The sequence below is a fragment of the Ruegeria sp. O5 genome (genome assembly GCF_056535105.1).
In genome coordinates this window covers 584,547-597,827 of the sequence record NZ_JBQERN010000001.1, presented here as the reverse complement: position 1 = coordinate 597,827, position 13,281 = coordinate 584,547, and the positions used below count along the sequence as shown (strand labels likewise).

At 58.9% G+C, this 13,281-nt stretch carries 13 protein-coding genes; 7 read left to right on the top strand and 6 right to left on the bottom strand.

Features of this window, described 5'->3' with window-relative positions; all coding sequences use genetic code 11:
* Window positions 1-63: 63 nt before the first annotated feature.
* The 4 genes from ACR0M3_RS02940 (at window position 64) to ACR0M3_RS02925 (ending at window position 3,736) form a co-directional block, all read left to right on the top strand.
* The gene (locus ACR0M3_RS02940) at window positions 64-1,227 is read left to right on the top strand and encodes a M20 aminoacylase family protein (protein ID WP_480564418.1); all 1,164 of its coding nucleotides are present in this window, start codon (window positions 64-66) and stop codon (window positions 1,225-1,227) included.
* 30 nt (window positions 1,228-1,257) lie between these two features.
* On the top strand, window positions 1,258-2,232 hold the full coding sequence (gene speB, locus ACR0M3_RS02935; RefSeq protein WP_480480570.1) for an agmatinase: 975 nt from the start codon (window positions 1,258-1,260) through the stop codon (window positions 2,230-2,232).
* Between the two features lie 89 nt (window positions 2,233-2,321).
* Window positions 2,322-3,269, top strand: coding sequence for an agmatinase (gene speB, locus ACR0M3_RS02930; protein WP_480909629.1), 948 nt, complete (start codon window positions 2,322-2,324; stop codon window positions 3,267-3,269).
* 65 nt (window positions 3,270-3,334) lie between these two features.
* Complete coding sequence (locus tag ACR0M3_RS02925) at window positions 3,335-3,736, top strand: DUF1499 domain-containing protein (RefSeq protein WP_480830679.1); 402 nt, start codon at window positions 3,335-3,337, stop codon at window positions 3,734-3,736.
* A gap of 15 nt (window positions 3,737-3,751) precedes the next feature.
* Here the strand turns inward: ACR0M3_RS02925 and ACR0M3_RS02920 are convergent, their stop codons facing one another.
* Complete coding sequence (locus ACR0M3_RS02920; protein WP_480480576.1) at window positions 3,752-4,033, bottom strand: hypothetical protein; 282 nt, start codon at window positions 4,031-4,033, stop codon at window positions 3,752-3,754.
* Between the two features lie 62 nt (window positions 4,034-4,095).
* On the opposite strand from ACR0M3_RS02920, the gene prfA reads away from it, so the two are divergent.
* The 3 genes from prfA (at window position 4,096) to ACR0M3_RS02905 (ending at window position 6,826) form a co-directional block, all read left to right on the top strand.
* Window positions 4,096-5,151 carry a peptide chain release factor 1 gene (gene prfA / locus ACR0M3_RS02915; protein WP_480481653.1) on the top strand — a complete coding sequence of 352 codons (1,056 nt, stop codon included), beginning with the start codon at window positions 4,096-4,098 and terminating at the stop codon, window positions 5,149-5,151.
* The gene (gene prmC, locus ACR0M3_RS02910) at window positions 5,148-5,993 is read left to right on the top strand and encodes a peptide chain release factor N(5)-glutamine methyltransferase (protein WP_480564424.1); all 846 of its coding nucleotides are present in this window, start codon (window positions 5,148-5,150) and stop codon (window positions 5,991-5,993) included. The genes prfA and prmC overlap by 4 nt, the downstream gene beginning before the upstream one ends.
* A gap of 239 nt (window positions 5,994-6,232) precedes the next feature.
* Entirely contained in the window at window positions 6,233-6,826 is a 594-nt protein-coding gene (locus tag ACR0M3_RS02905; protein ID WP_267364566.1) for a DUF4167 domain-containing protein, read from the top strand.
* Window positions 6,827-6,881: 55 nt separating this feature from the next.
* On the opposite strand, the gene rsmA is transcribed toward ACR0M3_RS02905, so the two are convergent.
* The 5 genes from rsmA to lptG form a co-directional block, all read right to left on the bottom strand.
* Window positions 6,882-7,724, bottom strand: a complete 843-nt coding sequence (gene rsmA / locus ACR0M3_RS02900; RefSeq protein WP_480909625.1) for a 16S rRNA (adenine(1518)-N(6)/adenine(1519)-N(6))-dimethyltransferase RsmA — start codon at window positions 7,722-7,724, stop codon at window positions 6,882-6,884.
* A gap of 85 nt (window positions 7,725-7,809) precedes the next feature.
* Window positions 7,810-8,775 (bottom strand): 4-hydroxythreonine-4-phosphate dehydrogenase PdxA, encoded by a 966-nt coding sequence (gene pdxA, locus ACR0M3_RS02895; protein ID WP_480564430.1) that lies wholly within the window; start codon window positions 8,773-8,775, stop codon window positions 7,810-7,812.
* A complete protein-coding gene (locus ACR0M3_RS02890) occupies window positions 8,772-10,025 on the bottom strand; it encodes a peptidylprolyl isomerase (protein WP_480480584.1) in 1,254 nt (417 codons plus the stop codon). The genes pdxA and ACR0M3_RS02890 overlap by 4 nt, the downstream gene beginning before the upstream one ends.
* Window positions 10,016-12,178 carry an LPS-assembly protein LptD gene (locus ACR0M3_RS02885; protein WP_480564435.1) on the bottom strand — a complete coding sequence of 721 codons (2,163 nt, stop codon included), beginning with the start codon at window positions 12,176-12,178 and terminating at the stop codon, window positions 10,016-10,018. Before ACR0M3_RS02885 ends, ACR0M3_RS02890 begins: the two co-directional genes overlap by 10 nt.
* A complete protein-coding gene (gene lptG / locus ACR0M3_RS02880; RefSeq protein WP_480480588.1) occupies window positions 12,178-13,278 on the bottom strand; it encodes an LPS export ABC transporter permease LptG in 1,101 nt (366 codons plus the stop codon). Before lptG ends, ACR0M3_RS02885 begins: the two co-directional genes overlap by 1 nt.
* Window positions 13,279-13,281 lie beyond the last annotated feature (3 nt).

Below are 13,281 nucleotides of genomic sequence, written 5' to 3'. Positions count from 1 at the left end.
GAACCCTTTCATTCCGGTGTCAGATGCATCCATTCCGCAGTCCCGATCAGGAGTCCACCCCAGATGCCCGTCGTCAACCGAATTGCCGATTTCTCTGCCGACATGACCAGATGGCGCCAGTATCTGCATACCATCCCCGAGTTGGAATTCGAATGCCATGAAACGGCAGCCTTTGTGGCCGAACGTCTGCGTGAGTTCGGGGTCGATGAACTGCATGAGGGGATCGCAAAGACCGGGATGGTCGCGATCATCAACGGGCAGGGCGACGGGCCGACGATTGGCTTGCGCGCTGATATGGATGCGTTGCCAATTACCGAGGAAACGGGCGTTGACTATGCCTCTCAGAACCCCGGAAAGATGCACGCCTGCGGTCATGACGGGCATACTACCATGCTGCTGGGCGCGGCACGTTATCTGGCCGAGACGCGAAATTTCAGCGGTCGCGTGGCGCTGATATTTCAACCCGCCGAGGAAGATGGCGGCGGTGCTGGTGTGATGGTCGAAGAAGGCATCATGGACAGGTTCGACATCTCGCAGGTCTATGCGCTGCACAACGCGCCGGGATTTGCCGTAGGGACATTCTATACCACGCCGGGGCCGATCATGGCGGCTGTCGATACGTTCGAAGTGCATATTCAGGGTGTCGGCGGCCACGGTGCCATGCCGCATGAAACCCGTGATCCGGTTATGGCGGCCTGTGGGATTGCGCAGGCCATTCAGACCATTGTCAGCCGCAACCATTATGCGCTGGATGATCTTGTCGTCTCGGTCACGCAAATCCACACCGGCACGGTCAACAACGTGATCCCGGATACGGCCTATATCAACGGCACCGTTCGAACATTCGATCCGAACGTCCAGCAGATGGTGATGCGGCGCATGGCCGAGATTGTCGAGGGGCAAGCCAAATCCTATGGGGTCGAGGCGCGGTTGGAATACAATGTCGATTACCCAGCCACCATCAATGATGCCGAAAAGGCGGGATTTGCGACCGAGGTGGCGCGTGAAATCTCCGGAGACGACCGCGTCACCGGCAATACCGGGCGCGAGATGGGGGCCGAGGATTTCTCGTACATGCTGCAAAAGCGCCCCGGTGCTTATCTGTTCCTTGGGCAGGGTGAAGGCGCAGGGCTGCATCATCCGAAATACAACTTTAACGACGAAATCGCGCCGGTGGGCGCGTCGTTTTTCGCGCGGATCGTGGAAAAAGCGCAGCCGTTGAGCTGATAAAGGTTCGGGAAAGGGACTACAGAAGACATGGCACTGGAAGACGCAAGAAACCAGGTGGATGAGGCATTCACCAATCCGGACCTCAAGGGGTTGTCTTATGAAAATACGTTCGGCGGGGCGACGTCTTTTCTGCGGCGGCTTTACACCAAGAACCTGAAGGGTGTGGACATCGCCGTTACTGGCGTGCCGTTTGATCAGGCAGTTACGAACCGGCCCGGCACGCGCCTTGGCCCGCGGGCGATCCGTGAGGCCAGCGCGCTTCAGTCGCCCGATGCGCCTTATGGCTGGCCCTTTGATGCGCTGAGTGAACTGGCGATCGTGGATTATGGCGATATGGCTTATGATTACGCCAATATCCCGGCCTTTCCTGACACGCTGACCGACCACATCCGAACCATTCTGGCTGCCGATGTGGCGTCGGTCGCGCTGGGTGGCGATCACTATATCAGCTTTCCGATCCTCAAGGCCTATGCCGAGAAATTCGGGCCAATGTCCCTGCTGCAATTCGATGCGCATACCGACACATGGGCCGACGATGACATGTCCCGCGTGGATCACGGGACAATGTTCTACAAGGCTGTAAAGTCGGGCATTGTCGATCCGAAGCGTTCGGTCCAGGTGGGTATTCGCACGACGAATGAGGATACGCTGGGCGTGAACATCATTGATGCGCGCGAGGTTTATGAATCGGGACCAGCTGCTGTGGCAGAGAAGATCAAGAACATTCTTGGTGACAGCCCCGTTTACCTCAGCTTTGACATCGACGGTCTTGACCCGGCTTTTGCCCCTGGTACGGGCACGCCAGTCTGGGGTGGGTTAAGCTCGATTCAGGCGCAAATCATCCTGCGGGATATTGCCGGGATCAATATCAAGGGCGGGGACGTTGTCGAAGTATCGCCACCCTTTGATACATCCGGTGCGACAGCGATTGCTGGGGCCCATGTGGCGACGCAGATCATTTGCCTGTTGGGGTGGAACAAGCTGGATAAAGCAGATGGGTAAACCCGCAAGGGTTCACGTTAACCAACAGTTAGCCATGCTTAAGGTATGTGCTGGATCAAGTGACGAACAGGGACGGGACCATTACGCACATGACCGAATTCAACCAACCACTTAGCGGGAATGATCTGGCCCGGTTTTCCGGGCCGAACACATTCATGCGCCTGCCGCAGGCCTCCTCGCTTGAGGGGTTGGATGTGGCGGTGCTGGGGGTGCCGATGGATATCGGCACGTCGTGGCGGTCGGGCACGCGCTTTGGCCCCAAGCAGATCCGCGGCGAAAGCGCGATGATCCGACCCTATAATATGGCCACCAGAGCGGCCCCGTTCGACAGCTTGCAGATAGCCGATATTGGGGATCTGGCGATCAACACCTTCTCGCTTGCAGACAGCCTCAGGATCATCAAGGAAAGCTATGACGCCATTTTGGCGAAAGGCGTGATCCCTGTGGCGATGGGGGGCGATCATTCGATCACCCTGCCGATCCTGCGAGCCATCAAGGCCAAACACGGTCCCGTGGCGCTGGTGCATGTGGATGCCCATGCCGATGTGAATGACGAGATGTTCGGTGAACGCGAAACCCACGGCACCGTTTTCCGCCGCGCCTATGAAGAGGGGCTGATTGTTCCCGACAAGACGTTCCAGATCGGCATTCGGGGCTCGGGCTATGCGGCCTCGGATTTTTCTGAAGCCAAGGATTGGGGCTTCCGCCAGTTCCCCGCATGGGAGCTGTGGCAGCAGAACCTGACCCAGATCGGATCGCAGGTTCGCAAGATCATTGGGGACCACCCGGTTTACATCTCGTATGACATCGACAGCCTTGATCCCGCATACGCTCCGGGCACCGGCACGCCGGAAATCGCAGGGCTGACGACACCGCAAGCGCTGCAACTGATCCATGCCCTGCATGGGGTAAACGTAGTGGGATGCGATCTGGTCGAAGTTTCACCCCCTTATGATCCATCGGGCAACACTGCACTGACAGCAGCCAACCTGATCTATGAGATGCTGTGCATCCTGCCGGGTGTGACGTCGCGGTAAGACGCGGTGGAATGTCTTGCCGCCGGTTTTGCTCCGCTTAGGGTTCACAAAAGGGATGGAGCGGGATGAAAAAGATGGCTTTGTGGGCAGTGGTTGCGCTTGTGGTTGGGGCGGGCGCCTATGTCCGGCTGGCACCGTCAGACCCTGCGCGGTGGCACGTCGCTTTGGTTTCGCCCGAAAGCCAGAACTTGCCGGGTGGTGCGTTGCGCGTTGTTGAAACCGGTCCCGACGGGTTGCAGCGTCTTGATGAGATTGCCCAAGCCACGCCGCGCACCACGGTTTTGGCGGGTTCGGTCAGTGAGGGCATGATCACCTATGTTACCCGCACGAAATGGATCGGCTTTCCCGACTACACCACGGTACAGCAGGACGGAGACATCTTGCGCATCCATGGCCGTTTGCGGTTCGGTCGCAGGGATTTCGGTGTGAACAAGGCGCGGGTCGATGGGTGGTTGGCACAATTCTAGTCGTTGCGCAAACGGTCAGGACGCATCGTCCAGATCTATGGGGTCGAAAGGCTCACTCTGTAATTTGGACGACAAACACCCCTCCTGAACCTCGCGCCACATGGGAACGTTAAGGGACATCTGGCATTGCGCGGTGAACATGCGTCCGTCGACCTGAAGGCAGATCATCTCACCCAGTTCGATGCGAGACCCGGATGTGTCGGTGCAATAGCAATCCCGCGTCTTGCCGTCAGGGCCGATGTAATCGGCGAGGGCAGGCGTGGTTGTCAGCAGCAGAGCAAGTAAAACCCGTTTCATGGCCGCGAGCTTAGCATGACGTTGCCCTTGACCAAAGCCCCCGGATGAGAGACACCGCCGGGATGATCCCCGAAGAACGTCTTGAACAGATCACCCAGCGTTTTCAGTACCTCGAAGCTGCCATGGCAGATGGCGCATCGGGTGGTGATATTGCGGCGCTGGCCAAAGAATATTCCGACCTTAAGCCTGTGGTCGATCAGATCATGGCCTGGCGACAGCTGGTGGGGGATCTGGCCGAAGCGCAGGCGATGCTGACTGACCCGGACATGAAAGAGCTTGCCGAGGAGGAAATCCCCGAGTTGCAGGCCCGCATCCCCAAGGCGGAAAACGCGCTCCAACTGGCACTGTTGCCAAAGGATGCGGCAGATGCCCGTCCGGCGATGCTGGAAATTCGCCCTGGCACCGGCGGGGACGAGGCCGCTTTGTTCGCAAGCGATCTGTTGCGCATGTATCAGCGTTACGCCGAGGCGCGTGGCTGGAAATTCGAGATTATCGAAGAGCAGGCCTCGGATCTGGGCGGCATCAAGGAAGTAGTAGCCCATATCAAAGGCGACAATGTCTTTGCGCGACTGAAGTACGAATCCGGCGTCCATCGGGTGCAACGCGTGCCCGAAACCGAAAGCGGCGGGCGCATTCACACCTCGGCGGCGACTGTGGCGGTTCTGCCCGAGGCCGAGGATGTAGACATCCAGATCGACGCCAATGATATCCGAATCGATACGATGCGAAGCTCGGGCGCGGGCGGACAGCACGTGAACACGACTGACTCGGCTGTGCGGATCACGCATCTTCCTACTGGATTGGTGGTGACAAGTTCCGAGAAGTCCCAGCATCGCAACCGCGAGATCGCCATGCAAGTTCTGAAGACGCGCTTGTACGATCTGGAGCGGCAGCGGATTGACAGTGAACGCTCGGCAGATCGTGCCAGTCAGGTTGGCTCGGGGGATCGCTCGGAACGCATTCGTACTTATAACTTCCCGCAGGGGCGCATGACCGACCACCGGATCAACCTGACGCTATATAAGCTGGATCAGGTGATGCAGGGTGATCTGGACGAGGTGATTGATGCGCTGACGGCGGATGATCAGGCCCGGCTGCTGGCCGAGATGGCACAATGACAGGTCTGCAAACAGCGGCACAGGCGATGGTGGCGGCGACAGCGCGTCTGCGTGCGGCCGGTGTGGACGATCCGGCACGTGACGCGCGTCTGTTGCTGGCCCACGCTGCACGGATTGAAGCCAGTCGCGTGACACTGATTGCCCCGGAAGAATTACAGCCCGAAATCGCCGAGCGTTATGACCAGTTGATCTCCTTGCGGGCCATCCGGGTTCCGGTGTCGCATCTGTTGGGTGAGCGGGAGTTCTACGGCCGCAGGTTCCGCGTCAGCCGGGATGTCCTTGATCCGCGTCCGGAAACAGAAACCCTGATCGAAGCTGCGTTGAGCGAACCATTTGATCATGTCCTCGACCTGGGGTTGGGCTCGGGGTGTATCCTGATAACCCTTCTGGCCGAACGCAGCAGTGCCACGGGCGTGGGTGTTGATCTGAGCGAAGCCGCCTGCCTGCAAGCCAGTGCCAATGCGGTTCAGCATCAGGTAGAGACGCGGATTGAGATCCTTCGATCAAACTGGTTCGAAAACATTGAAGATAAATTCGACCTGATTGTTTCCAACCCTCCGTATATCTCAGTGTCTGAGATGGAAGAACTGTCGCCCGAAGTGCGGGAGCACGAGCCGCGCATGGCCCTGACGGATGAGGGGGACGGGTTGGGCGCGTATCGTCGGATCGCGGCGGCGACCCCGGATTTTCTGTTGCCGGGCGGGCGAATTCTTGTCGAAATCGGTCCGACGCAGGCGGCAAAAGTGTCAGCCTTGTTCGATGCCGCCGGGTTGGTGGACGTCCGGGTAATCCCCGATCTGGACGGTCGCGATCGTGTCGTCGGCGCAAGAATGCCGGGATGAGTGGTGGGTTTGCGGCAAAAAACGCCGACCTGTAGAAAAAAGCTGGTGAAAATCCGAGATTCCTCTTGTCTGCGCCGTCAGGACATGCTTACTCAGGATTAGTCGGCGAGGTTGACGCTGTTGCAGCGCACCCCTGACGCCAAGCCCAAAAAGTCGACTTCCCGTCACGGCAAACGCCTTAGAGCAGTGCAAAACACGGGTTGAGCGACAGCGCATTGATAAGGCTGACGTAAAGTAAGATGAGATCTTCCAAACCCCGTTCGCGGGCCAAGAATAACCGCAATCGTCCTTCTGGCGGCAACGTCGTAAACCGGGTTTTTGACAGCTCGGGTCCCGAAGGCAAGGTCCGTGGCACGCCGCAGCAGATTATTGACAAATACAACCAGTTGGCACGTGACGCTCAGCTGTCGAATGACCGCGTGGCGGCAGAAAACTTCCAGCAACACGCGGAACACTACCTGCGGATGCTGAGCGAAGCGCAGCGCGAGATTGACGCGCGCCGTGAAGAGCAGGAGCGCCAGAACCGCGAACGCCAGGCCGAGCGCGACCGTGAACGTGCCGAACGTCAGGAACGCGAAGCGACCCGCCAGGCTGATCCGGCCGAAGCACCGCAGCCTGATGTGATGGACCTGTCTCAGCAAGTTTCAGAGCCCGATAGCGGTCTGGTGGAGACCCCGGAAAACAAAGAAACCCCGGCGGCTGAAACACCGGAAGAGGCTCCGCGCAAGGAAAAACCCGCGCGCAAGCCACGCGCCCGGAAGCCCAAAGCTGCACCCGAGGCAAAAGAGGATGCTCCTGCCGACACGGGGGACGCACCGGAGGCGGCAGAATAAAGCCGATGTCCAAAGAACCAAGCCCCGAGGTTTAACTCGGGGCTTTTTCGTTTGATCAGGTTTTCCTAACTTCGCGCGCCAAAGCGCAGAACGCTTCCAGCGGGACTTGCTCGGCACGGTCCGTGGGCTTGATACCTGCGGCCAGAAGGCGGTCTTCGATATCCGGGGCAATTCCTTTGAGTGAGGCGCGCAGCATCTTGCGGCGTTGGTTGAAGGCGGCAGCCACGACGCGCGACAGGGTGGCGGCATCGGCGGGATAGCGTGGCTCGGGCAGGGCGGTCAGGTGGACCACGGCGCTTGAAACCTTGGGCGGCGGAGTGAAGGCCCCGGGGGGAAGCGACATGGCGATACGTGCCTCGGCCCGCCATTGGGCAAGGATGGCAAGGCGTCCATAGGCTTTGCTGCCGGGTTGGGCAACAATACGCTCGGCCACTTCGCGTTGGAACATCAGCGTCAGGCTCTGCCAGAATGGGGGCCATTCGGGCGGTGTCAGCCAACGCACCAGCAGCTCGGTGCCGACATTGTAGGGCAGGTTGGCGGCGACGCGGATTGGCGGTGTCAGATATTCAAGCGGGTTGATCTCCAGTGCGTCGCCGTTGATCACCTCAAGCCGACCCGGATACGCGGCGGCGATGTCGTTCAGGGCGGCAATGCACCGTGTATCTTTTTCGACGGCCACGACCTTGCGCGCGCCTTCGGACAGCAGGCCTCGTGTCAACCCACCGGGACCGGGGCCGATTTCAAGCACATCGCATTCTGACAAATCGCCGGCTTGTCGGGCGATCTTGGCAGTCAGGTTCAGATCCAACAGGAAATTCTGCCCCAGCGATTTGCGCGCCGAAAGCTGGTGGGTTGCGATGACCTCGCGCAGAGGGGGAAGCGTGTCTATAGCGCTCATGATCGGAATACCTTGGCGCCTGTGAAAGGGGCTGTGCCCGAGATTTTTGTGCCTCCGGCGGGGATATTTTCAGCCAGGTGAAGGATCAAGAGCTTTTTACCATGCGTTGGGCAAGTTTCAGGGCTTCGATCAGGCTGGAGGGGTTGGCGATGCCTTTCCCCGCGATGTCCAGTGCTGTTCCGTGGTCGGGTGAGGTACGGATGAACGGCAGGCCAAGGGTGACATTCACGCCCCGGTCGAAATCCAGCGTCTTGATCGGGATCAGGGCCTGATCGTGATACATGGCGATGGCGGCGTCATAGCGGGCGCGGGCGGCGGTGTGAAACAGCGTATCCGCAGGGTGGGGGCCTGTAATTGTCGCGTCCTCGGGGTTCAGATCGGCCAGCATCGGAGCAATCCAGTCGAGCTCCTCTGTGCCCATCTTGCCGCCTTCACCTGCATGCGGGTTCAGGCCTGCAACTGCGATGCGGGGATGCGCGATACCGAACTGATCACGCAAACCGCGCACGGTGATTTCAATCGTTTCGCGCAGAAGATCAGGGGTAAGTGCCGCGGGAACCTGTGACAATGGAATGTGAATTGTCGCGGGAACGACGCGCAACTGCTCGCTGGCCAGCATCATGACTACCCGGCGGGTTCCGGAAAGGGCTGCCAGAAACTCGGTATGGCCAGGAAAGGTGAACCCTGCGCCGTCAATCAGGGCTTTCTTGTTGATTGGTGCGGTGCAAAGCGCTGCGGCCTCACCGGTCTGTACCAGTTCGGTACCGGTTTCGATGGCATCAACCACCGATGGCGCGTTGGCCGGATTCGGCTGGCCGAATACGTTCGCGGCGGGAAAATCCATCTGAAGAACGGGCAGGGCCCGGCCACAGGCTTCAGCAACCTGACTTGGGTGTTCGATTTTAGCAACGGGTGTGCCTGTTGGCAGGTGGCTGGCGTCCCCGATATAGAAGAACGGGCAGGCATCGCGCAGTTCAGCCCACGCCTTGGCCGCGATTTCCGGGCCGATACCGGCCGGTTCGCCGCAGCTGAGCGCGACGGGCCGCATCATTCCTGAGTAATGACAGCGTCAGCCCGCAGCTGTTCCACCAGACTGGCCGCAAAGGCCTGAAGACGTTGCTGCGCCAGAGCGTTGGCGACATCGCCCCGAGAGGTGTCTTCGCCCAGATCCCGCGTGCGGTTGCACAGCATCAGGAACACAAGCGTCTGACCATTGTTGCGGGTCAGAGTCGCCGACGCTTCGTTCCGGTCCAGCTTGGCCAGTTCCACGGCAATATCACCGGGCACCTCGGAAGGTGCGGCTTCGACCCGGTCCAGAACTTCGGCGGGCTGATCCTTGGCAATGCCATAGAGATCATCACAAGTGTCGATTTCTTCTTTCAACTTCGCGGCCCGCGAAAGGGTTTCGGCGCTGCGCCCGCCAGGCAGGTAATAGGCGGCATAATCCAACTTTGAAATACGCGGAGCGCCGGTTGCGACTTCGCGCAAGCCCCGCATCTGAAACAAGGCGACCGCGTTCGGCAGGGTGATCGGGTCGGTGATCTCACCGGTCTGAAGCCCCAGGATGACAGGTTGAAGCGCCGGGGGCAGGTTCGAGATGTTCAGCCACTCCAGACGTCCACCCTGACCCCGTGTTGCGGCTGCGGAATACTGAGCGGCGGCAGCAGAAAACGCGTCCTGCCCTTCAAGGCGCGAGATTTCTTCGGCCAACAACTCGGTCTGGGCAACCGTTTGCGGGTTTACCGGGATAATGATTTCGGACAGCAGGACCTGCAATCCGCCACCGCCCGTCTGGCCCAGCGCGCGATCAATCTCATCCTCGGTCGGGCGCGCCTGCGACAGATAGCGCGAGCTGATATAGTCGCGCCATGCCAGTTGATCCGCGACATAGTCTCGGACCGTTTCAGGGTCGACGCCCGCGTCGCCGAGAAGTTTCAGGAATTGTTCGGACGACAATTGTCCGCGCGAGGCGAATTCGTCGATGCCCAGCTGAACGGCCTCGGGCGTCGCTTGCACGCCGGCGCTGCGCATGACCTGCCTGCGCAGTTTTTCATCAATCAGGGCATCCCTGACGTCAGCTTCGTTACCACCGGGCAAACCCAGAACATTCAGGAATTGCAGGCGCTGTTCAAGCTCGTACCAGGTGACAATATCCTGATTGACGCGGATCGCGGGTGAGAACAGGCTTTGCGCGCTACCCTGAAGAGGCGCGATTGCAAAAACTGCGGCAACCAGTGCCGGTGTGACCGGTTTAAGCCAACCGGAACGGAGAAACCTGGAGAAACCTGATATCAACTGCATGTTCTCTTGTATGTCTTGCCACCGCCTTCAAGGGCGTACCCTGTCAAAGAAAGGGTAAAGCCGAATTCTGTCGAAGGCTCAATAGTGGATGTTGAAGTAAAGCGCCGACTTACGGACATGTTAACCCGAACGCATTCGTTCTGATAGGTCACACCCAGACCCAGCCGGATCGGCTCCGACTCAGCCAGATCGTAGCGCGCCAGGGCATTGGTCAGCCAGTTCTGATCGACCTGGTAGCGTCCAAGAAGCAGAATTTCCGAGATTTCTTCGGTGATGTTTTCCGCCGGGTCCGGTTCCTGCCAGATATAGCTACCAGACAGGCCGGCATTTTCGGATGCCCATGCGCCGCGCAGTTCGGCTTTGACAAAGCTGAAATCCCCGTCGATCAGACCGCGTCCGGCAAGTGACCAGCCATTGGCCGTGCTGATCTGCCCGGCTACCAGCAAATCCGACGATGTGCCCTGCAATCCCGATGTCAGCGTGAAGTTTGGATCGGCGTCGGCCCGAAACACTTGGCCCACAGTCGCCTGGGCCTGCCAGCCACCCGCGCCATACCGGGCCCAGTTCAGGCCAACCACACCAGTGGCACTGTTCTCGCGCTGATCTTCAGCAGGGAACCGCGAGAGGGACAGAAGGTTGCCCTGATCGAATTCCTGAAAAGTGCTTTCATCATTCGGAACATCGGTGTCCGATACATGTGTCCATCCGAACTGCGCAATCGGTTCGAGGAACTGAACAGCCCCCGATTCCTCGCGCCGGGTCATTGGATACCGGAGAGTCAAAGCCGCGCGCGGCGTAGATCGGGTCACGTTGTCGGGGTAGTTGCTGTCGTGGCGAACGTTGAAAGTGTCAACCGACGCCCCCAGCGTTGTATCGACCCGCAGCCCCGATGAGAAAGTCCAGCTGCGCAGCCATTCGGCATCGAAGGTGGCCCGTGCCATGTCGCGACCAACAACATCTGTGTCGCTGGTACGTTCATGCGCATGACCGATGAATGCCAGCCGAACCTCGCCCCCCAGCGTGCTGGGAAAATAGCGTTTTTCATAGTTGAGGTCGAAGACGCGGGACGGGATTTCGTCCTGATTTTCGCTGTCCCGAAGTGTTTTGTAGTAGATCAGGCCGGTTTTGAACGCACTATCGCGCTTGATCCGCTCCAGTGCGATTTCGCTGCGCAAGCGGTCCAGATCCGGCAAGCCGTAATCGGCCAGGTAGGCATCGTCGGATGTAGTTTCCAGATTGAAGGTCAGACGGAAATCGTTCTTCAGATTGAACCAGCCGGTGGCAAACAGGTAGCCGCGATCCTGATCGGGTTGCACATCGTCCCGTGTATAAGCGCCTTCCACCTGAATGCGTCCGTTCACAAAGGCCTGACGATAGCGGTATCCCAGAGTTGTCGTCTTGGCTGAGACGTAAGGCGTAAGTGTCAGGTCCTTGTGATCGCCAAGTTTGAAGAAATACGGAACCTGAACGCCAGTGCCCAATTGCGAGGTGCTGCGGATAGAAGGAACCAGAAAGCCGGTTGCCCTCTCTAGCGTTGGGTCGGGCAAGCGCAGATAGGGAAAGTAGAATACCGGATAATCCAGGACCCGAAGCTGCGCGCCTTCGAAATATAGTTGCCGTTCCAGTTGATCATGCGTGACTTTGCGCGCCCTGATCTGCCACAGAGGCGGCCTGCCGTCGGTGCAGACATGACAGGATGTGGCTGAAACCTTGCTGAATTGTGTATAACGTCCTGCGGCCCGTTTCGCCTGAACCGAGGCGATCTGTACCTGCTGTTCAAACACCATGCGTGCACCGATCAGCAGTCCATTCTGAATTCCGCTGTCCAGTTGCCCTGAATCCGCCAGCAGCGTAGTTTGACCACCCTGATCGATACGAATGGGGCCTTCCAATATCAGCTCGCCAGTCTCGCGGTCATACGTGATACGATGGGCGGACAACTTGGTGTCGCCCTGAAAGGCTTCGACATTGCCTTCAGCCACAAGTTTGCGCTCAGGCGTGATGAATACCTTGTCGGCCACCAGCAAGGCGGGCTCTTGCTGCGCTTGTGTGCCCTGTGGTTGTGGCCGGCCTTGGGATGTCTGTGCTGCAGTTCCCGCCGGGACGGACAAAGCCAGTGCACTGGTAAGCAATACAGGAACGATATGCCGCATCAGCCGTCCTCCGCATGCAGTAGCAGACCAAGAGACAGCAGAATTGCGGCAAAGGGCGGTGCCCAGGCAGCGATATAGATGGGCAATTGTCCGTTTTCCCCGAGGATTTGCGCGAAATTGCGCACGAAATAGATGGCAAACCCAAGCAGGACGGCTGTCAGAACGGCGATCCCAGTACCGCCGAACCGAACGTGGCGCATGGTAAACGCGGCCCCGATCAGAACCATCGAGATCAGAAAGAAAGGCCGGGCCAGCTGTACCTGCAGCCAGACCTCATATTGTTTGGTCGAAAACCCCGCCTCGCGAAGGTCGCTGATCAACTGGGGCAGGTCATAAACTGAAACCGAATCCTGTTGCCCAAACGTATCCATGATCCGCTGTCGGGTCAGCGAGGTCGGCAGCTCCAGACGCTCGTGCACAACTGAATTGGATTCAGGGTTCTGCCCATCCTGCAAGGCCCAGGTTTTTGCCTGATACAGAACCCAGTTCCCGTCTTCCAACTCTGCCCGATCCGCAACAATTTGCTGGGTTGGTTTGCCATCCCGCCCAAAGGTGATGACGGTAACACCGTCCAGCCGCAGCTTGTCTTGGTTCGATGTTGCCCGGGCGTGGATAACGGCCTGCCCATTCTCGGCAGACTGGCGCAGCCACAGGCCCTCGCTGCTGATCGAAAGGGCCGAGCTGCCGTTGTTTCGGTATGAATCCGACAAGCGGCGGAACTCTTCAGATGTGGCCGCTGCGATGGGATTCAACAGTGCAACGGCCAGAGCGCCGATGATCAGCGACAACAGGACAGGGGCGACCAAAGCGCGGATGCCCGAGCGGCCAGTTGCACGGGTCACCACAAGTTCGGAGGTACGTGCCAGCCCAACGAACAGCGCGATGGTGGACAGGATGACCAGCAAAGGCAGCATTTCGCTGATGGCGGCTGGTGTATTCAGCAGTGTGAGGTGCAGCAGCTGGGCAAAAGACAGGTCGAAATCGTCAAAGCGGCGAATCTGTTCGATCAGATCGATGAGAATCATCAAGGTCAGGAAAATACCTCCGATGACCATGAAGCTTTGCAGAAACCGGCGGGCAAAATAACGGTCCAGGATCATAGG